Source organism: Lactiplantibacillus sp. YT640, from assembly GCF_049745435.1.
In the GTDB taxonomy this organism is placed as follows: domain Bacteria; phylum Bacillota; class Bacilli; order Lactobacillales; family Lactobacillaceae; genus Lactiplantibacillus; species Lactiplantibacillus plantarum.
Genome location: NZ_JBMNVY010000024.1, coordinates 1 through 22231 on the forward strand (window position 1 = coordinate 1; position 22231 = coordinate 22231).

21 protein-coding genes are annotated in these 22231 nt (G+C 43.1%); 13 read left to right on the forward strand and 8 right to left on the reverse strand.

From position 1 onward, the window contains the following. Positions 1-299 precede the first annotated feature (299 nt). The 4 genes from ACOV1R_RS12375 to ACOV1R_RS12390 all read right to left on the reverse strand — a co-directional run bounded on the left by ACOV1R_RS12375 (position 300) and on the right by ACOV1R_RS12390 (position 4749). Positions 300-1388, reverse strand: a complete 1089-nt coding sequence (locus ACOV1R_RS12375; protein WP_003643089.1) for a DUF871 domain-containing protein — start codon at positions 1386-1388, stop codon at positions 300-302. Then, complete coding sequence (locus ACOV1R_RS12380) at positions 1385-2293, reverse strand: N-acetylglucosamine kinase (protein WP_015379554.1); 909 nt, start codon at positions 2291-2293, stop codon at positions 1385-1387. The genes ACOV1R_RS12375 and ACOV1R_RS12380 overlap by 4 nt, the downstream gene beginning before the upstream one ends. Positions 2294-2304: 11 nt before the next feature. Continuing rightward, positions 2305-3207 carry an N-acetylmuramic acid 6-phosphate etherase gene (murQ, locus tag ACOV1R_RS12385; protein WP_016511062.1) on the reverse strand — a complete coding sequence of 301 codons (903 nt, stop codon included), beginning with the start codon at positions 3205-3207 and terminating at the stop codon, positions 2305-2307. 204 nt (positions 3208-3411) lie between these two features. Next, the gene (locus ACOV1R_RS12390; protein WP_128484948.1) at positions 3412-4749 is read right to left on the reverse strand and encodes a PTS sugar transporter subunit IIC; all 1338 of its coding nucleotides are present in this window, start codon (positions 4747-4749) and stop codon (positions 3412-3414) included. A gap of 220 nt (positions 4750-4969) precedes the next feature. Between ACOV1R_RS12390 and ACOV1R_RS12395 the strand changes: the two genes are divergently transcribed. The 3 genes from ACOV1R_RS12395 to ACOV1R_RS12405 are packed head-to-tail and all read left to right on the forward strand — an operon-like array spanning position 4970 to position 6886. Then, the gene (locus tag ACOV1R_RS12395) at positions 4970-5701 is read left to right on the forward strand and encodes a GntR family transcriptional regulator (protein ID WP_003643084.1); all 732 of its coding nucleotides are present in this window, start codon (positions 4970-4972) and stop codon (positions 5699-5701) included. Positions 5702-5730: 29 nt separating this feature from the next. Continuing rightward, positions 5731-6522: an alpha/beta hydrolase gene (locus ACOV1R_RS12400; protein ID WP_003643083.1), complete on the forward strand. Its 792-nt coding sequence runs from the start codon at positions 5731-5733 to the stop codon at positions 6520-6522. Further along, positions 6515-6886 carry a hypothetical protein gene (locus tag ACOV1R_RS12405; RefSeq protein WP_015379550.1) on the forward strand — a complete coding sequence of 124 codons (372 nt, stop codon included), beginning with the start codon at positions 6515-6517 and terminating at the stop codon, positions 6884-6886. Before ACOV1R_RS12400 ends, ACOV1R_RS12405 begins: the two co-directional genes overlap by 8 nt. A gap of 122 nt (positions 6887-7008) precedes the next feature. On the opposite strand, the gene ACOV1R_RS12410 is transcribed toward ACOV1R_RS12405, so the two are convergent. Both ACOV1R_RS12410 and ACOV1R_RS12415 read right to left on the reverse strand, forming a co-directional pair. After that, positions 7009-8202: an MFS transporter gene (locus tag ACOV1R_RS12410; RefSeq protein ID WP_033609081.1), complete on the reverse strand. Its 1194-nt coding sequence runs from the start codon at positions 8200-8202 to the stop codon at positions 7009-7011. A gap of 297 nt (positions 8203-8499) precedes the next feature. Then, positions 8500-9405: a LysR family transcriptional regulator gene (locus ACOV1R_RS12415; protein WP_003643080.1), complete on the reverse strand. Its 906-nt coding sequence runs from the start codon at positions 9403-9405 to the stop codon at positions 8500-8502. Between the two features lie 223 nt (positions 9406-9628). Here ACOV1R_RS12415 and ACOV1R_RS12420 point away from each other — a divergent pair, with 223 nt between their 5' ends. The 5 genes from ACOV1R_RS12420 to ACOV1R_RS12440 all read left to right on the forward strand — a co-directional run bounded on the left by ACOV1R_RS12420 (position 9629) and on the right by ACOV1R_RS12440 (position 14464). Beyond that, the gene (locus ACOV1R_RS12420; protein ID WP_011102192.1) at positions 9629-10480 is read left to right on the forward strand and encodes a sugar phosphate isomerase/epimerase family protein; all 852 of its coding nucleotides are present in this window, start codon (positions 9629-9631) and stop codon (positions 10478-10480) included. 27 nt (positions 10481-10507) lie between these two features. Beyond that, positions 10508-11347: an SDR family NAD(P)-dependent oxidoreductase gene (locus ACOV1R_RS12425; RefSeq protein WP_003643078.1), complete on the forward strand. Its 840-nt coding sequence runs from the start codon at positions 10508-10510 to the stop codon at positions 11345-11347. 87 nt (positions 11348-11434) lie between these two features. After that, positions 11435-12319 carry a shikimate dehydrogenase gene (locus ACOV1R_RS12430; RefSeq protein WP_003643077.1) on the forward strand — a complete coding sequence of 295 codons (885 nt, stop codon included), beginning with the start codon at positions 11435-11437 and terminating at the stop codon, positions 12317-12319. A gap of 17 nt (positions 12320-12336) precedes the next feature. Continuing rightward, entirely contained in the window at positions 12337-13221 is an 885-nt protein-coding gene (gene aroE, locus ACOV1R_RS12435; protein ID WP_003643076.1) for a shikimate dehydrogenase, read from the forward strand. A 1-nt stretch (position 13222) separates the two neighbouring features. Then, complete coding sequence (locus ACOV1R_RS12440; protein WP_003643564.1) at positions 13223-14464, forward strand: MFS transporter; 1242 nt, start codon at positions 13223-13225, stop codon at positions 14462-14464. Between the two features lie 33 nt (positions 14465-14497). Here ACOV1R_RS12440 and ACOV1R_RS12445 read toward each other — a convergent pair whose 3' ends face one another. Further along, positions 14498-15427 (reverse strand): LysR family transcriptional regulator, encoded by a 930-nt coding sequence (locus ACOV1R_RS12445; protein WP_003643563.1) that lies wholly within the window; start codon positions 15425-15427, stop codon positions 14498-14500. A 138-nt stretch (positions 15428-15565) separates the two neighbouring features. On the opposite strand from ACOV1R_RS12445, the gene ACOV1R_RS12450 reads away from it, so the two are divergent. From ACOV1R_RS12450 to ACOV1R_RS12465, 4 genes are read left to right on the forward strand one after another with little or no spacing between them, the layout of a single operon-like run. Beyond that, on the forward strand, positions 15566-16450 hold the full coding sequence (locus ACOV1R_RS12450; RefSeq protein ID WP_015379545.1) for a shikimate dehydrogenase: 885 nt from the start codon (positions 15566-15568) through the stop codon (positions 16448-16450). Positions 16451-16473: 23 nt separating this feature from the next. Next, positions 16474-17232 carry a type I 3-dehydroquinate dehydratase gene (aroD, locus tag ACOV1R_RS12455; RefSeq protein WP_003643072.1) on the forward strand — a complete coding sequence of 253 codons (759 nt, stop codon included), beginning with the start codon at positions 16474-16476 and terminating at the stop codon, positions 17230-17232. Between the two features lie 33 nt (positions 17233-17265). After that, positions 17266-18222, forward strand: a complete 957-nt coding sequence (locus ACOV1R_RS12460) for an FAD:protein FMN transferase (RefSeq protein ID WP_003643071.1) — start codon at positions 17266-17268, stop codon at positions 18220-18222. Next, on the forward strand, positions 18215-20506 hold the full coding sequence (locus ACOV1R_RS12465; RefSeq protein WP_003643070.1) for an FAD-dependent oxidoreductase: 2292 nt from the start codon (positions 18215-18217) through the stop codon (positions 20504-20506). Before ACOV1R_RS12460 ends, ACOV1R_RS12465 begins: the two co-directional genes overlap by 8 nt. Before the next feature lie 64 nt (positions 20507-20570). Here ACOV1R_RS12465 and ACOV1R_RS12470 read toward each other — a convergent pair whose 3' ends face one another. Continuing rightward, positions 20571-20939, reverse strand: a complete 369-nt coding sequence (locus ACOV1R_RS12470) for a pyridoxamine 5'-phosphate oxidase family protein (protein WP_011102185.1) — start codon at positions 20937-20939, stop codon at positions 20571-20573. A 183-nt stretch (positions 20940-21122) separates the two neighbouring features. On the opposite strand from ACOV1R_RS12470, the gene ACOV1R_RS12475 reads away from it, so the two are divergent. Then, the gene (locus ACOV1R_RS12475; protein ID WP_003643068.1) at positions 21123-22145 is read left to right on the forward strand and encodes an aldo/keto reductase; all 1023 of its coding nucleotides are present in this window, start codon (positions 21123-21125) and stop codon (positions 22143-22145) included. Positions 22146-22231 lie beyond the last annotated feature (86 nt).

Consider the following 22231-nt stretch of genomic DNA (forward strand, 5'->3'; position numbering starts at 1 on the left):
TAAGCTCGCTCATGTTTATCTGGCTACGGTCTACATTGCCTCAATTTGCATCTTACTTAAGTAGTTTTAAGACGGACCCTAGTTAATGATGGTGAATTTACGTGATATAAGAACTGACTTGCCGCTGGTGTGATCAACTGATGGGAAATGATACTGTTAGCATCCACCCAGTTTAAAATAGCATGTGAATTGCAGAAATTTGCTTTGATAAGTTGGATTAAACTAAAAAGGTCTATCTCGAAATTATTAAAATTTCGAGATAGACTTTTTTATAATCAGTAACATATTTTTTACTATATTCAATCCACAAACCGGAACTTACTCCAAGGCTTAATAAAGTCAAGCAGTAACAGTTCCTCAGGTGCAATCCGACCAATCCGATTCTTTCGGGGTTCACAGTGGGGTTGTAAGACGATTTGCAATTCATTTTTATAAATGCCGAAGTTGTCGTTGCCTACTAATACGTCGCCACGCTGAAATTCCACATCATTATCGTGTGGACTGTTGGGCGTTTCCTTGTAGGTCACACGGGGCATGGTTGAACGGATGACATTTGGGTTAATATCGCCACGGCGAAAATGTTGTGGGGTCAAGGCAATGGTTCTTTCGATTGCATTCGTCTGGGCTTCAAATTCAATGTGAAATTGTACTTGATACCGATTGATTGCTGATAATGCGGCCAGTTCGGCTTCACTCGCATAAGCGTTACCGATAATTACATCGTCGATTAGTCCGGAAGCGAAGAGATGCTTGGCCTGGACGGCGATTGGTAAGCGCCGATCAGCTTCTAATGTTGGCAGACCATCGTTGACGTTCCATGGCCCCATCGTACCAACCTGACTTGCCACGAAAGCGGCGGAGTGAATGCCGAACTTACGAAAACGTTCGCTACACTTAACGAAAAAGTTGTAAGGTAGTGCGGTTCCAACTTGGGGATAGAAATTATGGCAGCCATAAATAAATGGGACGTTTGCTTGGTAGCTGAGAATATTATTCAGATAATCGACGTCATTACTCATATTAAGTTCGATGATCAAGCCGTACGGATTATACGAGAGCAGCGCCTCGGTCGCGCCATCGAAACCCTCATCTAGTCGAATACCGGCGACGTGTAAATCAGCGAAAAACTTTAGATCTTTATAGGAAATTCCTAGTTGTTTAAAAATCCGTGGTGAAACGTCCAAAATCGTTTGGTAACCCAACTGATTTCCAACGTCAATGATTTTCTGGTACTTAGCTTTGGTTTCGGCGACCGTACCAGATACTTCCAGCATGCTCATAAAAATTCGAGTGAAGCCGTAGTGTTGGCCTAATTTGAGATAAGCGGCGTTTTCTTCAAAGTCGCTATGATCGGGATAAATGGATAAACCTAGTTGACGCATTGTCATGAATTAATTTCCTCCTGAGTCCACCGGTGCCAATAGATGACGGCGTGGGCGTTGTTAGTTGTAATATCGTTAAATGCAATTGTTGGTATTGACTGGTGCACTGTCGTCGTTAACGTGTCGCGGACCAGGCGATTGTGTTTTAAAACGGAACCAGAGAGGGCGACCCGTTGTGGCCGGGACTCTGCAAACCGCTGATATAAGGTAACGACTTGTTGTGCCAGTGCTTGGGCTGACGTGACTAATACCGTGATGGCTTCAGAATTTTGTTGCTCGGCCAGTTTGGCGATTAACTGTGCTAATTGAGCGTTAGTTTGTCGATCTTGAGCGTAAAATTTCTGGACGGCGGCAGCAACATCGGTAACTTTAAGTTGTGCCAATAGGGGAGCTGTTAGTTGACTAGTTTGACCGTTATCAGTCTGGGTCAGAACCAGTTTAAGTGCCCGCTTGCTAATGTCGTAGGCACTGCCTTCGTCACCTAAAACGTAACCCCAGCCGCCAACGCGCAGAAATTTCCCGGCTTGGCGGCCATAAACGACCGAACCCGTGCCGGCAATCACTAAGGCGCCGTCTGCTCCTGCAAGACCGTTCAGTAGGGCCAGTTTTGCATCGCTTATGACCTGGGTATTAGCGTGGTAACGTTGGGTGATGGTTTTTTGGACCTGATCAGCCCGGCCAGCAGTTTCAATGCCAGCAATTCCGATTAAAATCAACCCAATCTGACTAGCTGGAATTGCGGCAGTGAGCTGGTCTAAGACAGTGGTTAAGTTAGTAACGGCAGCAGAGTAGTCTAGGACAACGTTACCAGGGCCACCCGTAACGCTTTGGACCAGATGCTCGGGGGCTGTCGTCCAAGTTTGACCAACGATGTGCGTGCCACCACAGTCAACGCCAATTAAATATGTCATTTTAGACCTCCTCATTGCAGTGCGAGTGCGTCACGAACGACACCGTGTGCGCGCTGTAAACGCTGCTCGGCGTCGCTGACAGAGACGCCAGCCAAGTCCATGACAATCGCTGTCTTAACGTTTTGATGAGCTGCAGCGAATAGTTCGCTGGCTTCATCGGCAGAAACGCCGGTGGCCAGTTCGATCATGTGTTTCGCGCGAATCACGAGTTTTTCGTTAGTTGGTTTAACGTCCACCATCAAGTTATGGTAAACTTTGCCGATCTTGGCCATCGAAATTGTCGATAGCATGTTAAGAACCATCTTTTCTGCTGTGCCGGCTTTCAAACGGGTTGAACCAGCGAGAACTTCAGGGCCGGGGGTTACTTCGATGGCAACCTGAGCGTGTTGACTGATTAGTGCCTGATTATTGCAGGCTAGACTGATTGTTGCCGCACCGATTTTTTGTGCGTAGTCCAGTGCACCGATAACGTAAGGCGTGCGACCACTTGCTGCCAGGCCGACCACGGCATCATTAGCAGTTAAGGCCAGATCTTTCAAGTCTTGTGCGCCTAAATTAGGATTATCCTCAGCACCTTCAACGGCGACCGTCATAGCTTGAGCTCCGCCAGCAATGAGTCCTTGAACCATCTCTGGTTCAGTACCAAATGTTGGGACACATTCAGCAGCGTCTAAAACTCCTAGACGACCGCTAGTACCAGCGCCCATGTAAATTAAGCGGCCGTTAGCTTTAAAGGCAGTGACGATAAGGGCAATAGCAGCGGCAATTTGTGGTAGTTCGGGTGTGATGCTTTGACTGACTTTAGCGTCTTCTTGATTCATTAACTGGGCAATTGCCAGGATCGACATTTCGTCTAAGTCGTTACTGGCAGGATTACGACCCTCAGTAGTAAGTTGGTTAATATCAGATTTCAATCGTTTTCCCTCGTTTCTTAAAATATGTACAAAGAGGACTGCAGCCAATGCAGCAGTCCTCCCAGAATCATAATCATAATGGCTAATTACGGTTGGCGCTAAAGTTAGACCGATTGTCAGCAAATAAGCAATCATGTTCATTGAAAGTAGTCGTTAGTTTAAGCATACCGTAATGACAAATCCGTGTGATTTTGGTGCAATCTATTATTCGGCAACGGCTGCTGGAGCTGCTTTTTCAGCATCGGCTTTAGCAGCGTCTTGTTCAGCCTTCAATTGGTTACGATCCCAAATCTTGAAGAATGGGTAATAGATAAAGGTGGCCACAATAATATTAATAATACATAGAACGGCTGCTCGCCAGTCCCAAGCAGTGGTCATCAACGCCCCAATTGGTCCTGGTAATGTCCATGGAACTAAAGCTACCGTCCGACTAACGAGGTGTAGAACAGTTGCAGCCCAAGTGATAATCCCCATGGTTAACGGTGCGAGGACGAATGGGATTGCAAAGTATGGGTTCATGACAATTGGAACACCAAAGATAACGGGTTCGTTGATGTTGAAGATTCCTGGGATAATGGTAACCCGTCCAATTGTTTTACCGTAAGCGGACTTAGAGAAAAATGCTAATAAGATACAGAGAGACAGTGTTGCCCCAGCACCACCAATGTAGACGAACCATTGGAAAAATTGTTCAGTCATGAAGTGAGGAACCGTTGCAGCAGTTGCACCTTTGGAAATGGCAGCTAAGTTATCGTTCAGGTTTGGATACCATAATGGCCAGAAGATTGGGGTGGCTAAAGCAGCACCGTGAATCCCGAATAGCCAAACAATATCAGTTAAGAGGATTGGTACGATAACTGAAAGTAAATTGTCACGACCAAAGTAGGCTAATGGGCTGAAGACCCATTGTAGGAAAGCATTAACGTCAAAGTTCAAACCAACGTGAATGACCCAAGCACCAACGATTAAGAAAGTCGCGGGAATCAAAGCTGAGAATGAAGCTGCAACAGCCGGTGGGACTCCATCTGGTAATGTAATGACGAGGTGATGGTCGCGGCAGATCCGAGTCACTTCGGCCGTTAAAATCCCAGCGAGCATTGCTGTAAATAACCCCGCAGCCCCGAAGTGTGTTAGCGGCACCACGGTGGCAGCGGCCTTTAGTCCTAACGCTTTGAAAGCTGCTGGAGTGGTCGTAATTGGTTTAACTGCCAACAATAGAAAGACCATCACTGAGACGACCCCGGTTGAAATATGATCGAAGTGATAATCTTCAGCTAACCGACCTGCAATGGCAAACGCGGCGTAAATAGCCATAAACCCCATTGAAAAATTAATTGGAATTGCTAAACCAGTGGCATAGGGTTTAATAAAGTTTGTCCAAGCAGTAATAGGTAGTTGCGTGACGATCGTAAAGAATGAGCCAACGATGGTAACTGGAATAATGACGGCCATTCCGTCTCGAATAGCACGTAAATAACGGTTGGCTGCGATCTTACTCATGACATCAATCGTCTTATCTTTCCACGTACGTGAATTATCCATAATTCATTCATCTCCTTAACAAATTAGTAATGACAAGTTAGTGTTGAATTAAGTCCTCCCTTTTTGATTTGAGTTAACACATTAACTTGATTTCATGAGTGAGTATAGCATAATATAACAGTATAGTTAACGCTTTCATTGTTGTTAGTTAATTGACATGGGTAAATTTTGATTAAGTATAGACATTTAATGTATTAAGTTAATAATAAGGGGGGCAGCCATGAGTCGTAAAGAACCAATTTATCAAACCATTTTAAGCGCCTTGATTCTGGAATTGAACACGAACCATTTTCGAAAGAATGATCCGTTTTATAGTGAGAGTGAGCTACGGAAGAAGTATCAAGTCAGTTCCACGACAGTCGTGCGGGTACTGAATATGTTAGCCGATCAGGGTTATATCTATCGTATTCAGGGTAAGGGCAGCTTTGTTTCCAAATTTAATCGGGGGACTGCGGTACGAATTACGGATACCCATACATACGATGTTGATGAGGAACAGGTTGCAATCTTAGTGGCCAATCAGACGACGCCACTACCAACACGGGCTAAGTTTACGGCTGAATCGACAACCTGGTATTTAGAGCGATTACGCGAAATTAGACACGCACCATTTGAATTTTCGCAGTCGTGGTATTTGGCGACGCTGATTCCTGCCACAGCAATGAAGAAGTTACGGGCCGTACATTCGATTTATGCACTAATTAGGAAACATGCGCAGCTTGATTTATCACGCCAGCCCTTTGAGCAAGAATATGCGGCGACCTGCGTTCCTAATCAACGAATTGCGGATTATTTGCACGTGAGTCTGGATACGATGGTGATTAAGATCGAACGGTGGGTATTTCAAGGGGAAGAAACGCTGGAATATACCGTTAGTTACATGTTGCCTAACTATTTTGGGCTGGCGCTAACTAGTGATTCCAAGTCGGTAGATCCTAACCGAATTCGATGATCGATGCATAAAGAGAGGAGTGGCACACAATGTCAATTCATAGCAATAACTTTTATTCCAACGTGTTACGACAGTCAGTGCAAGTCCAAGTTATCTTGCCGGAACCAGTGAACGCGGTCGGACAAATTTTACCAGACTACAGTAGTGGTGAACAGCAACTTCCAACTGTGTGGCTGTTGCATGGCTTAGGTGGGGACGCAACGTCGTGGTTACGGCGAACGGAAATCGAACTACTGGCAACGCAATACCGAGTAGCGGTCGTCATGCCGGAAACGGGGCGGGGATTTTATACGAATATGGTCCATGGTCCACGCTATTGGGATTACTTGACCCACGAGTTACCAACACGAATGCGTTATATCTTTCCGTTGTCGGCACGACCGGAAGACAATTATTTGTTGGGGAACTCCATGGGTGGCTATGGGGCATTACGTTATGCCTTTACCTATCCGCAGCGGTTTGCGGCTGTCGCGGCACTATCACCGGTGACGGATCTCAAAAGGTTTCACGTGGAACAATCGGCAATTATGCCAGACCTTGAGCTGGCTTTCTCACCAGCACAGATGCAAGGGACGCCAGCGGACTTGTCTTACTTGGTACAGCAACCGACAAACTGGGGGACGTTACGTGTTCTAATGGCGACGGGTGATCAAGATATGTTACGGTCAATGGATGAAGCCTTCAAGCCAGAGTTGGCGGCTGTGTTTAAAGACCAGTTTGAATGGCAGTTACAACCGGGTCACCATGATTGGCGGCTCTGGAATCATCAATTACCATTTGCGATGCACTGGTTAATTAAGGGAGGTTGGCGCAATGTTTAATGTTAAAGATGAGCACGGCCACTATAATTTGTGGCGGCAGACGGGATTAGCTTTATTACCGCTATTATTGGCAATTATCGCATATCCATTGCTACCTAATCGTGTCTACGTGCCAACCGCTGTCACCAGTCTGACGCCGTGGGGAATCAAGAGCAATATCTTCATTTATCCCGTCTTTTGCCTGATTCTGTGGTTCTTTATCTGGCTATTTATCTTCTTCAACCGGTTATATGAAAAAAATTTCAAGGTAACCCGCCAAAAATATCGGCCAATGGAGAACTACTATGTGTGGAGCAGCTGGGTGTTGGATATTCTGGCGACTTTGATGGTGGTGGTTCAGATCTTGGTGAGTGTTAGTCGGTGAGTGGTTTGTTAGGTGTGAAGTTGGCACTATGAGATTAACGATATTATTGAATAGTAAAATGGCTACAGATTGAGCAATCAAGTTCCTCAATCTATAGCCATTTTACTAATTTTTATGCTGTTTTACATAGAAAACTTGCGATTTCGAATCATCAAAATGATAACGATTACAAGACTGAGTAGTGTCACGCCAGTATCGATTTCGAAAACATGTAGAACACTGACAGCTGTGTCATCAATGATGAAGCTAGAGACTAATGGACCTACAAAGAATGTCAGTGCAGTAGCAAAACTATAGTAGCCAGTCACCTTACCTTTCTCAGCTGGAAAGTATTGGCTTAGTAAAGTTAATCCTAATTGCCAAATACCTCCGGCTGCGAAGAAGCCAATTGCAATGGCAGTTAACCGAGCACCGTCAGCACTAGGGATAACCACCATTTGGAGTAATGCTAGGAACGAAATCAGAGTGTAAGCAAAGATCAACTTGATTGGCTTAATGCGAGTTACTAATGAGGAGGTAATAAAAACGGATACTAGTGAGGCCATTGCATACCATGAAATTAGTGATTTAGAGCTGTTTAGCCCCAACTTTAAGACGCTACTACCGAAGTTTGGTGCGTATTGAGAGAAAATGTAAAACGTAAATGAAAGTGTAAAACCAACAATTATTAGCAAACTACCATCAATTAACATAGAAGGCTGATTGCCACTAGGATTAATGGTTGTTTTAGGCTCGTCGCTAATTTTAGTGTGTTTTTGAGTTAATGTTTGTGGTGCGAAGCTGGCAAGTCCAATTAAGATGATATCTAAAACCATCACAACTACCATGACGACTAGTGTGATTTGAGCGTTTGGCTGAGCAGCAACAATGAACGGCAGGACGAATTGTGCAAGAGACATGGCCGCTTTTACTAACGAATTCATGCTAGCAGCTTGCTCTTGGAAAGCATCTGTCAGTGCTGGATAACTAGCTGTATCACCAAAGGAATTGGTTGCGCCCATAAAGAGTGCAGCGATGCAAGCACTGATGAGATTAGTACTAAAGAACAGGCCCATAAGAAATAGAATTTGTGCAATCATACCGATTAACATAGTTCCCTTACGCCCCAAGCGATCAGAAAGATAACCCGCAATGAGAATTGTCAATAAGCGGCCAATTCCAATCATTGCAATGACAGTTGAGAGCCCTTTAACATCAGTGTGCCATAGTGCTTGGAATTGAGTCCCGTATTGAGACACAATAATAGTAGCCATTCCTAAAATAGCATAATTTAAATAAATTCCGGCAGCTAATGGTAAATATGTCTTATGTTTCATGGTTATATCCTGCTTTTCTTTAAGTTCCATAGTATCACCCACCAATTCTTATTTTCACAAAGTGTGCATTTTTAAACGTTATAAGCAACAAAAATGGCATTTTTAATATCCAATATAAATGTTGAAAAATCAATCAAGTAAACGGTTTATAATTATTAATATTTTTAATTGATACTAAATTCACAATCGTTGATTCACTTCAAATTTTAACACGGTCTCGAGAAGTGTCTAATAACAAAATCGCATTCAATCGATAGCTAGAAGCTATTAATCGAATGCGATTTTATTGGTTCAGAGTTAAATATTGTTAACAGAGAGTGTTTTGCTTTGATCACGAACGAAGGTGATGAACTCTTCAACAGCGGGTTGAGGTGTACGGTGCTTAAGGGTACCCATGTACAAAATTCGTTGCCATGTTGGAAATGACAATGGAATAATCTTGACTGGCATGGTTTGAAGAATAGACATATTAGGTACAACGGCAATTCCAAAACCGCTGGCCACTAAACCGGCGATGGCCTGATCTTCTTCTACGGCATATGCACTAATGGGTTGACCGCCACAGTCGTTAAATAGTTTTTGCATAATTGGATGAAGTCCACTGCGTTGCGAAAAAGTGATTTGGGGATAGGCTAATGTTTCTGCCAAATTGATACTGGAGCGGTTTGCCAGTGGGTGTGTAGTTGGTGTGATGCAAACCATAGTTTGTTCAGCGACGGGAAAAAACTCGATATCGCTAAAGTGATCCATCTTTGAGCAAAAAGCAACATCATATTTGTTGTTACGTAAACCGTTCAGAATATCTGGGGACAGGCCAGTATCAGTGTTGAATTGAAATTGGACAGCGGCATGGGGGCTTAGTTGAAGAAAACGCTGGGCAATATCTGGCAACCACTTAATACTTAGTGTTCGGAGTGCGGCAATACGAATGGGGGCTTTTTGTTGATCAAAACGTTTAATATTAGTCACACTTTTGTCGAGTAGTAGGAGTGCGGATTCGACATCACTAGCGAAAACCTTACCAGCAGGAGTTAAAGTAACACTACGTCCGGCTTTTTGAAAGAGATCAATGTTCAATTCTGCTTCTAAGGAGTGTATGGCTTTAGTTAAACTTGGTTGTGTAATATGTAACAGCTTGGCAGTTTGTGTATAGTTTTCAGTTCTTGATAATGCGACGAAGTATCGTAAATGATCCAAATTCATGATAGAAATAACCTCCCGAAGTTCATTCTGACGGGTAACGATTGATACTCAAAAGTTAACAACTACGGTTAATATAACAGAATTAATAACTTTTGGCTATGGATAGCCCCAACTAAAAGCAATTGGACGAGTCGAGTGATAGCGATTACATTTAACTTGTAAAATAAATTATGTGAATCACAAAACATGCATGTGTCGAATCCACTATTTGGAGGAAATTATTATGACAAAATCACATCCAATTACAATTAGTTCCTGGACACTTGGTGATCAATGTACATTTGAAGATCGTTGCAAAGCGGCTAGTGCTGCTGGTTACGATGGCATTGGGTTACGCGCTGAAACTTACGTGGATGCCTTGAACGAAGGTTTAACGGACGATGATATTCTCGCTATTTTGGATAAGTATAATATTCGTTGCACCGAAGTCGAATATATTGTTCAGTGGTGTGAAGCAACGCGCACATACGAACAAAAATATAAGGAACAGGCTTGCTTCCATATGTGTGAATTATTTGGTGTAAAGCATATTAATACCGGATTGATGGAAGATTATGATATTGACTATACAGCAAAGAAGTTACAAGAATTAGCAGCCCGGGCGGGTGATTTAATTATTGCATTGGAACCAATGCCTTACAGTGGCTTACCTAACTTGGACAAGACTTGGAAGATTATGCAAAAAGCCAACTGTGACAATGTATATATGTTACTAGATATGTGGCATTGGGTACGAGCCAACCAACCATATGACTTGTTGACCGAGGAACAAGCAAAGCGGGTTATTTCAATTCAAATTGATGATGCATATACTCGGCCATATGCTGATTCTATCTTACGGGATGAATCAATGCATGATCGGTTGGCTCCAGGTGCTGGTGATTTGGATACCGCTGGGTTTGTCAAGATGATAAAAGATGCAGGTGTTGATCCTAAGGTGATTGGTGTCGAAGTAATCTCTGATCAATACATGGCTAAGGGTATTGATTACGTTGCGGATTACACCTATAAGCAGACTGTGTCTGTTTTAAAGGAAGCGTGGCCTGAAATTTTAAAAGACCCAGTTCAAGCTTAGATATTTGATTATAAGGAGTGATTATTAATGAATAATAATTGGTTAGGATTAACGGATAAAGTTGTTGCAATTACGGGTGCTGTTGGTGGTATGGGTACCAAGTTCTGTGAAGAGTTTGCTAAGCAGGGTGCCAAAATTGTCTTGATTGATATGATTGCGGATAAAACCGAAGCGTACGCAAAGAAATTGACAGAAAAGTATGGCGTTGAAACGTTGGCCGTTAAGTGCAATACGACTAACGAAGAGGAAGTTGATGCTGCTGTTAAGGCCGTGACTGATAAGTTTGGTGAAGTCGATGTGCTAGTTAATACGGCTGCTATTTTACGCTTCTCACCACTTGAAGACTTGCGTTTGGATGAATGGCAAGCTGCCTTGAATGTTAACTTAACGGGTTACTTCTTAATGTCACAACGGTTTGGTCGCGTCATGATTCAACAGAAACATGGTGCGATGGTACACATCTCAACCGTAGCGTCACGTTATCCTGAAACATATAGTGGGGCCTATAGTACAACTAAAGCAGCGGTTAATATGATGTCTAAGCAAATGGCTGCTGAATGGGGACAGTATGGTGTTCGGAGTAACTGTGTCTTACCTTGTCTGGTTAAGACGCCGTTATCTGAGAACTTTTACAGTGATCCTAAAGTTGAAGAGGGCCGTGAGCGGTTAGTGGCTAGTCGCCGCATTGGGACTTTGGATGATATTGCTAATACGGTCTTATTCATGGCTAGTGACCGTTCTGACTACACTAATGGTGGTGAAGTGACCGTTGATGGTGGTTTGAATATGATGATTTCTGACATGATTCCAAAGCCAGGTGGTCGTCGTCAATACGCGATTGATCATCATCAACCAGCGAAAAAATAGAAATTAATTCAGTTACATGAACTCGTGGATGAGACTGGGACGACTGTCTCGGTCTCTTTCTTTATTAATTAAGAGGAGATAACAATTATGGAAAAACGAATTTCAGGTACCACTGGTTTATTTACCTTACTCGGCTCTCCAGTAGGTCATTCAGGTTCACCGGCAATGTATAACTTTAGCTTTCAAGAGCAAGGATTAGACTATGCATATTTAGCTTTTGATGTTAAAAAAGCACAAATGCCAGAAGCGATTGATGCATTACGATTATTTAAGGTTCGCGGTAGCAACGTAACGATGCCATGTAAGGGCGTTGCCGCAACACTTGTTGATGAGTTGTCACCGGCCGCAAAGATTGTGGGGGCTATTAATGTCATTGTTAACGATAATGGTAAGTTGACAGGTCATATTACGGATGGCATTGGTTTTGTACGCAATCTGAAAGAGAACGGTGTAGATATTGCTGGTAAAAAGCTAGTCGTGATTGGTGCTGGTGGTGCTGCTACGGCGCTACAAGTTCAATGTGCATTAGATGGTGCTAAATCATTGGCTATTTTTAACCGTGAGGACGACTTTTATGCGAATGCCGAAAACACTCAAAAGAAGATTAAGGAAGCAAAGCCAGAAGTCGACGTTAACGTCTATCATCTAGAAGACCAAGACAAGTTAAAAGCTGAGATTGAGAAGGCTGATATTCTGGTTAACGCTACTATTGTTGGTATGAAGCCGCTGGACGGTCAATCATTAGTCGATCCAAGCTATTTACGTTCAGACTTGGTTGTTGCGGATACTGTTTACAACCCCCTAAAGACCAAGTTAATTGAAGACGCCGAGGCATTAGGATGCACGGTAGCGCCGGGGAAAGGCATGTTATTGTGGCAAGGTGATGCAGCATACACACTCTTTACAGGTAAGGCTATGCCAACGGCCGAATATCAAGCCTACGAGGCACGTCAAGCAGCTAAGCAGCATTAGAAAGGGGCAATAAAAAGATGGAAGCACGAATTGATGGACACACAACTATGCTAGGCCTTTTCGGCTCGCCGGTTGGCCATTCAGGCTCACCAGCAATGTATAACTACAGTTTTGAAAAGGCAGGTATTAATGATGCATACCTGGCTTTTGACATTCAGGCTGATGAAATGGCCAGTGCGTTAACTAAAATGCGCGTTTTAAATATGCGTGGTGCTAACGTAACGATGCCTTGTAAAAAGGTTGCTGCAGAATTAGTTGATGAATTGTCACCAGCTGCAGAATTAATCGGTGCTGTGAATACGATTGTCAATAATGATGGCGTGTTAGTTGGTCATAATACGGACGGTGCGGGCTATGTTGAAAATCTACGCCAGCATGGTGTTGACCCACAGGGAAAGCGCCTTACGGTGTTAGGTGCTGGTGGTGCTGCTACAGCAATTGCCGTTCAAATGGCACTAGATGGCGCTCAGGCGATTCATATCTTTAATCCTAAGGACTCGTTTTATCAAAATGCTGAGTTAACGGCTCAAAAGATCATGGATAAAGTTCCCGCATGCCAAGTTACTGTAGGCGATATTAATGACCAGGAAGTCTTGACACAAGCAATTGCACAAAGTGATATTTTGGCTAACGCAACCAAGGCCGGTATGGCACCGAATGTTGAACAAACTAATATTAAGGATATGACCGTTTTTCGTTCTGATTTAGTTGTGACAGATACTGTTTATAATCCTGTTACCACAAAAATGTTAGCAGATGCAGCTGAACATGGAAGCAAAACAATTGGCGGTAAGGGGATGCTGGTTTGGCAAGGTGCCGCAGCGTTCAAATTGTACACAGGCCAAGAAATGCCCGTTGAAGAAGTAACGCAACGGTTCTTCTCAGATGATGGGGGACGTTAAGATGACAAGTAACACAAATTCAAACCGTAAATATTATGTAACAGCATTGGCATTGTACTTTGCTTACTTTATTTTAGGAATTGCCTCTTCAATAATGGGACAGTATAAAACTGAGTTTGCAAAGGCGTGGGGCGCATCCACGCTGGCTAACGGAACCATTGATGTTAGTATGGTAGTTTCTGTCATTGCTGCCTATGGTCTGGGACGGCTGATTGCTTACCCATTTGCTGGTCCAGTCTCTGATAGGATTGGGCGTCGTATCAGTGGTTTCATTGGAATTGCGTTGTACGCCGTATTCTTTTTTGGGATGATCACAGTTCACAGCATGTGGTGGGCGTATGCTATTGGTATTATTAACGGGATTGCTAATTCGTTCTTGGATACCTGTGTGTCACCAAGTGTGATGGAAATCTTTCCTAAATCGGCCTCAATTGCAAATCTATTTACAAAGTTTGCCATAACGGTTGCTCAGTTTGTATTGCCGTTCGTTATTGGTTTGGTTGCTAGTGCTCAAATGTCATATCGAGTCATTTTTATCGGGTGTGGAATTTTAATGATTGCTGATGCAATCTTAGTTCTGGTTTTACCATTTCCTAAGCAAGATAAAGCAACTGCTGAGGCTAAAACGACTACTGACAAACCGAAGCATCGTTTCACACCAGCTGCGATTGCATCAATTTTAATTGGTTTTACTAGTTCAGCGACGTTTATGATTTGGTTGAATTGCAATCAAGAGCTAGGAGCTAGTTACGGAATCAAAGACCCCAGTATCCTGCAATCATTTTATGCGGTTGGTGCAACGGTAGCGGTCTTATTAACTGCTCAGTTTATCCATATGGGGCTGAAAGAGACGACCGTATTAGTACTATATCCAAGTATTTCAATCGTCATGTTAATGTTATGTTATTTCATTAATAATCCAGTCATTCTCTATATTGGTAGTTTTGTTATTGGTTACGCTGCTGCTGGTGGGGTACTACAATTGGCGACCTCTACGACCATTGGTTTCTTTCCAGATAGTAAAGGTCTAGCGACATCCCTTGTAATGATTGCCTCAAGCGTGGCTAATTATGCTGTATTATCAGCTGCGGCATACTTGACAAAAGTTACCGGTGCTGATGCGCCACGGATGATAATTCTAATGAACATTGTGATTACGTTAATTGGGGTTGGTTTAGCATTGATTGTGAAACATGGTGGTCGGTCAACACGTACGTCGGCTGCTTCCGGTGTTGAAAGTTAATTAAAAATTGCGCCTTCAATAAAGGCGCAATTTTTAGATTGATCGTTCTTGATTAGTGTAATGTTGCCAACAATAACTGCGAATAAACTCTTGGAAACGGTGGACGGCAGGTGTAATAAAACCACTGCGACGAACGACTAAGTAAATTTGATGTTGTAATGGCTGATCAGCTAAGTGTTTGATTTGAACACGCTCGGGATTTAAAAGTGGTAAGTAGGGCATTAACGCAACACCCATATTGTAACGAACAAACCCAGCCATAGTATGATCTTCTTCTACTTCATAAGCTACCTTGGGCTGAACGTGGGCTGCTGATAGGATTTGGTCGATTAATGGTCGCAAGCCGCTATTCTGTGAAAATAAGATCATTGGATAAGGTGCTAGGTCTTCAACGTGTAGCGGATTTTTTTGTACCGCGGGATGATCATTTGGAACAACTGCAACAATTTCTTGTTGAACTAGTGGGATAAAGTCAAAGAGATGGGCAGTTAGCTGCTCACCCAGTCTATCGACGTTAGAGGCTAGAACGATGTCGTATTTTTCATCGGCTAGTGCTTGCAGGAGCACACCGGAGTTTCCTTGACCAAGCTCAAAAGTAATTGCTTGATTTTCGCTTTGATTTTTGAAATGGGACAGTAACTCAGGAACTAGTTGTTGTCCAAGGGTGTAGGTAAATCCTAATTTAACATGACCGGTATCTGGATCCATAAGTTGTTTGACGAGTTCGTTGCCTTGTGATAAATCATTTAAAGTAGCAGTGACGTATTTCAAATAAACACCGCCAATTGATGTTAACTTGATATTACGGCCATCTGCTTCAAAAAGTGGAACACCCAATTCGTGTTCGAGTTTTTTGATGGCATAACTCAACGAAGGCTGTGAGATACCTAAGTTTTCGGCAGCCTTTGCCATATGTTGTGTTCGAGCTAGCTCTTTGAAAAAAACTAAATGTCTTAAATTCATGAGGAATGCTCCTTTACTCATAGATAACTTTGATGATTTAAACAACTCATCCATATTTATTATATTAAACTAATTTGCTAACATAACAAGTGAATTGAGTAACAAACAGATAAAAATAATATTTAGGAGTGGTTTTTCATGGCAGAACGAATTGATGGGCATACTTTACTGATTGGTTTAATGGCGTATCCAATTCGTCATTCAATGTCCCCAACTATGCATAACAATGCTTTTGCTAAATTAGGACTAAATTACGCTTACTTAGCATTTGAAGTGACGAATGAAACGCTGCCAAGTGCAATTGAGTCAATCAGAACACTTGATATGCGTGGCTCCAATATTTCAATGCCAAACAAGCAAAAAGTGATTCCATTGCTTGATAAGCTTGATCCAGCAGCTAAAATGATGGGTGCGGTTAATACAATTGTTAATGATGATGGTGTTTTAACAGGTTATACGACTGATGGCATCGGATTTATGAAAGCGCTCGTGGATGAAGGCTTGGATATTCGCGAACATAAAATGACGCTAGCTGGTGCTGGTGGTGCCGGGACTGCGATCGCAGTGCAGGCTGCATTGGATGGTGTCAAAGAAATATCTATTTTTAATATGCACGATGCAACATGGGCAAATGCCGAACGGAACGTTAAACTAATTAATGAGCAGACCGACTGTCACGCCACTTTACACTCATTAGAAGATCGTGATGATTTCAAACGGGAAATCCAAAGCTCTTATATCTATACTGATTCGACAGGTGTTGGAATGAAACCACTTGAAGATAAGACGCTTGTGGACGATCCTAGTTGGTTCAGCTCAGACCAAATTGTGTTTGATACAGTATATGCACCACGAACGACTAAATTAATGAAGGTAGCTCGTCAAGCAGGATTGAAGCATGTTTACAATGGTTTAGGTATGATGCTTGAACAAGGTGCAGCAGCCTTTAAGCTGTGGACTGGCGAAGACATGCCAGTTGATTACATTCATCAGATTCTGTTTAGTGATGATCAGGATAAATAATTGATGACAGGAGGCAAGTTAAGATGCAACCAGCGATAAAGCTACGAAATATTGAACTTGGTAGTGGTCGACCTAAGTTGGCAGTGCCTATCACAGGAACGACGATTAATGATATTTTAGCAGCGACGACACCGATTTTAGCTGCACAGCCAGATGTCGTTGAATGGCGAATTGATTTTTTCAAGGATGTAATTAATCCAGAAAAGTTGAAATCGGCCGGTCAGCAACTTCGTCAGGCTTTAGGTGATATTGCCTTATTAACTACTTTCCGAACTAAAGGTGAAGGCGGCGAATTAGCACTATCAGATACTGAGTATTTTAAACTGTGTGAGACGGTCTTAGATGGTGGGTTCACGGATGCCTTAGATGTTGAGCGTTACCATGACGAACAAGCTGTTAAACAAATTGTTGCAGCAGCTCATGAGCATCAAGTAGTTGTGATCATGAGTAATCATGATTTTGATAAAACGCCGGCGGTTGCTGAGATCGTTAAGCGCCTTACTAGTATGGTCGATTATGGTGCTGACGTTGCTAAGATGGCTGTGATGCCACAATCGGTGGAGGATGTCTTAACATTACTGACAGCGACTAATATTGCACGCCAAACACTACCACAGCCAGTAATCACAATGTCGATGGGTGACTTAGGAAAAGTGTCACGGCTTGCTGGTGAAGTGTTCGGCTCTTGTTTATCATTTGCAACGGTCGGGGCGGCTTCGGCACCTGGGCAAATTGCACTTGAAAATTTACGGCCGGAATTGGAAGATCTGAAGTTAAATTAAAGCATAACTGAAAGAAATCGTGAGGTCAGAGTGATGATTGGGACACAAAAAAAGTATGTTTCACAATTTACGATGATGGGAACCGTCATCTCGCTGACATTATTTGAGCCGAATCAGTTAGCGGTCGAAGCGGTCTATGATTACTTGCAGCGGATGGATGGTGTCTTTTCTGTCAATCGTGCCGATTCAGAATTAGCTGCGATCAATCAATATGCCGGTATTCATCCAGTTTTGGTTAGCACTGAATGCTTTCAACTAGTGTCGGATGCTATTAAGTACACAAAGCAATATGCGGATAGTTTTAATGTGCTAATTGGACCGTTGGTTAAACTTTGGAAGATTGGTTTTGGTGGGCATCAAGTACCAGCGGCCAAGGGAATTAGCCAACGATTAGCCTTATTAGATACGCACGAAGTTATCCTAGATGAAGCCCAATCGAGTATCTACTTGCGTCAATCTGGCATGCAATTAGATCTTGGTGCGATTGCCAAGGGGTATTTTGCCGATCAGGTCGTTAAGCAGTTACAGCAGGCTGGCATTACCAGCGCTATTGTTAATCTTGGTGGTAACGTTAAGCTATTAGGGGCCAATCCGCTAACCGATAATCGGCGTTGGCAAGTTGGAATTCAAGCACCCGAAGCGCCACGTGGCTATCCAGCGCTACAGGTTGAAACGCCTGCTAGAACGGTAGTGACGTCAGGTATCTTCGAACGATATTTTAAAATTGGCAATCACCGCTACCACCATATCCTTGATCCGCGAACTGGTTATCCGGTTGAAAATCAAGTTGATCAGGTGTCGATTATAACTGAACGGTCAGAATTAGCTGAAGTGTTATCAACGGTGGCCTACTTTGAAGGGCCAAACCGTGGTTGTCAACTAATCGAACAGTTGCCACATACGGAAGCAATTTTTATTGATCATGAACAACAGGTAACAGTTACCAGTGGCTTAACGCCGCGACGCAAAGGAGTGTTTACTATTGAGTAAAAAACAAATTACCGGCCAAGCAATGGGCCACAACGGTATTATCAATTATGAAGTTGACGTGCAAGATAATAAGATTGAGGATTTGAAAATATTAAAGCATTCCGAAACGTCGGGGATCTTTAACCAAGTCATTGATAAATTGAAACAAAATATCATTACGGAACAATCATTCAATGTTGACACAATTAGTGGTGCAACGGTGATGACCCAAGCGTTACTTAAGTCGGCAGATAAGGCTGTAACCGATGCTGGTGTTGATGTGCAGCCAGTTCCTAAGAAAAAAGCCCCCAAGACGCAAAACTTGCGGACCGACGTGCTCATTATTGGTGGCGGAGAAGCGGGCTTAGTCGCTGGCTGTCGAGCGTTGACAATGGGTCAGAAGGTTATCTTAGTTGAAAAGAACGGCTATCTTGGTGGTGCGACGATTCTGAATGGTTCTAACGTTGTTGGTACCGGGTCTGATGTTGCTGCGCAAATTTTTGATAATAATCATGATACGCCAGAAATGTTGGCACAAGATGTTGCTCGTGAAAGCTTGGAGACGAACTATCCAGCTTTGACCGACCTAATGGTGCATAACATTGGTCCAGCCATTGATTTTATTAGTAAGTTTGCAGATTTACATTATCAAAAAGCACAGACGCAAACGCCAGAACATTCGATTAACCGTCAGATTGAACTACCTTCAGCAAGTAGCTATGAATTCATTCAAAAAGTTTCGAAGGCGTTTGCTGCTGCGGGTGGTCAAATTATGTTGGATACTCGAGTCGAGAAGCTTATGTTGGACAACGATAAAAAGTTACGCGGTGTGATTGCTGCTCAAAAGGACCAAACAGTCAACATCAAGGCACGTTCAGTTGTGCTTGCTGCAGGTGGTCATGGCGCTAACCAAAAGATGCGTGGTACTGAAAGCGAAGGCATTGATTATTATGGCCCAATGACTTCCACTGGGGATGCCTATCAATTTAATGGTGATTTGGATTTGCAAACGCACGATTTAGGTTGGTACAAGCTGTATCCACATGGTGTTGAAGTGGAACCAGGCGTTGCTAAATTGACCACGTACGCGTCGAAACAAGCAACTGATATGGGTGCAATTTACGTTAACTCTAAGGGTGATCGAATCGTTAACGAATCAAATGTTTATACGACTTTTCGGAATGCCATCCTTAAACAAGCGGATAAAGTTGCTTACCTAGTAATGGATGAACGGACTTGGAAGAAAGTTTACGACCTACTGATCCTGCATGATTTCACACCAGAAGAAATTAAGAGCTTCTTTGAGAATAAGGGTAAACGGCCAGTATTTGTTAAGGGTTCTTTGGAAAGTGCTGCTGAGCAGGCCGGAATTGTGGTTGATGAATTAGTCCAAACGGTCAAAAATTATCAAGGCTATGTTCAAGATGGTCACGATCATGATTTCGGTCGTGATCCGAAGTACTTGCACCAATTTGAAGGTGAAACATTCTACATCATTGAACAACGTGATCGCTTTGCGACGACTTTAGGTGGCTATAGTGTTGATGCTGATAACTTGCAATTGGTAACGACTAAAAATGCACCGGTAGCTAATTACTTTGGTGCGGGGGAAATCATCGGCGGCGCTAACGGACATGATTCAATGCCAAGTATGATGAATACTTGGGGGATTTCGTCGGGTTACGTTGCCGGCGCCGCGGCTAGCGAAAACGCTCAGCGGCAGGCAACCGCGGGCGATGACGAAGCCAATATTGTGGCTATTGTGGGGACTAACGCTTCAAAATCATATAACCGTAAGTTGTTGTATGCCATGAAAGAATTATTTGAAACGCAAGTTAATTTTGAAATTTGTGAAATTAAAGATTTACCGCTATTCAATGAAGATGATATGGATCGGGAACCGGCAAGTGTAAAAGCGTTAGCCGCTAAGATTGAAGCCGCTGATGGTGTCGTCTTTGGCGTGCCAGAATACGATCATTCGATTCCAGCTGCCTTGAAGAGTGCCATTGAATGGCTGTCCTGTGCAGAACATCCATTCAAAGACAAACCAGTGATGATTGTTGGGACTTCGTTAGGTATTCAAGGTACGGTACGTGCTCAGATGAACTTACGACAGATTTTGGACTCACCCGGTGTGGATGCCAAAGTTATGCCTGGTAACGAGTTCATGTTACCTCAAGCCGGCAATAAGTTTGATGAGAACGATCATCTGAATGATGACGGTAGTGAACACTTCTTGAAGCAGTGCTTTGGGCACTTTTTAGAGGGGCTTGAATTAGCATCTAAGAAGACAGTGACGAATTAACTACTATCTAGACTAAAAGAACGTACACAACTCGTGTACGTTCTTTTAGTCTAGATTTTAGTTGTTAAATCTTTTGTTCCACATCGTCGATTGTGACAACCAGGGTCGCGCGAATCCAATCAAACTTAGTATGCATTTGATCGAAATAAGCGCCACTAGTTTCAAACTTGCCGGTACCATGAATGTGGAAACCACAGCCAGTACCAGTTGTGCCGGGAACCTTGTAACTACCGACAGCAATTGTAATGTGGTTGTCGGTAGCAAAATCGGCCTCAATTGAGTGCATGCCAGCCGATGGGATCAATAGGGTATGATCATCGATAAGTTGCATATAATGACTCCAGGTGTTGACGACGTGTGCTGGTGCGGCGTTGACCGTAACGATGGTTGCGGGGGTCGTGTCTTTGATAACTTCAATAAATTTAGGGTCCATAATAAGTACTCCTTTACGTTTATATTCTCATAATATATTGTAATTGATATATATAAATTATCAAGCGAGAGTGTTCGATGTCTCAATAATCTTAGCGGAGGTAGCATGGTAAAACCAGGCGTTGCTTTTTACTAATGAAAGCGGTAACTTTAACTAGGAACGAATAACGAGAGGGTGTTTAATATGTATCAAGCAAGCCAGAAGCGCTATGACCATATGATTTATAATCGAGTAGGCAATAGTGGTTTGAAGCTGTCAGCAATCGGGCTAGGTCTTTGGAATAATTTTGGAAGCGTTGATCCGATCGCTAATCAAAAGGCAATCATTCATCAAGCTTTTGATTTGGGAATTACCTACTACGACTTAGCCAATAACTATGGCCCGGAGCCCGGCAGTGCAGAAACTAATTTTGGTCGTATTATGGCTACCGATATGCGGCCATACCGTGACGAAATGGTCATTGCTAGTAAAGCGGGCTATGTGATGTGGCCGGGACCATACGGCAATTGGGGGTCACGAAAAAGTATTATTGCCAGTGCTGATCAGAGTCTGCAGCGAACTGGTTTAGACTACTTTGATATTTTTTATAGTCACCGTCCTGATCCTGAAACACCAATGGAGGAGACGGCCACTGCGCTTGATCAGCTAGTACGGCAGGGTAAGACATTGTATGTAGGCATTTCAAATTATAATGGCAAGCAGACGGCTGCTATGACCAAGATATTTGAATCATTAGGAACCCCATACATTATTCACCAACCACGCTATAATATGTTTAATCGACAGGTGGAACAGGACTTGTTCCCCGTTCTACAAGCAACTCATAAGGCGGCGGTTGGCTTTAGCTCACTATCACAGGGGTTATTGACGGACAAGTATCTGCACGGAATCACGACAGATTCACGGGCCAATAAGCAAACAATTCCATTTTTGAGTCCAGTCCAGGTAGAACAGACACTAGCTACGGTAAAGCGCTTAAATGAAGTCGCGCAACAACGGGAGCAAAGCTTAGCTCAAATGGCTTTGGCTTGGAACCTACGTCAGCCAGCCTTAGCAAGTGTCTTGATTGGTGCTAGCCGGCCAGAGCAGGTGGTTAATAACGTTGCTGCATTGGAAAAGTTGAAATTTAGTGAATCAGAATTAGCAACGATTGAACAGATTCTTACCGAACAACCGGCAATTGATTGGAATGCTGGTCGATCATAGCGTTTGCACAATTCGCTATAGTCAATGTTATAGAGCCGCAAAAGAAAGGGCCATATCCGAGGATATGGCCCTTTCTGTACCTAATA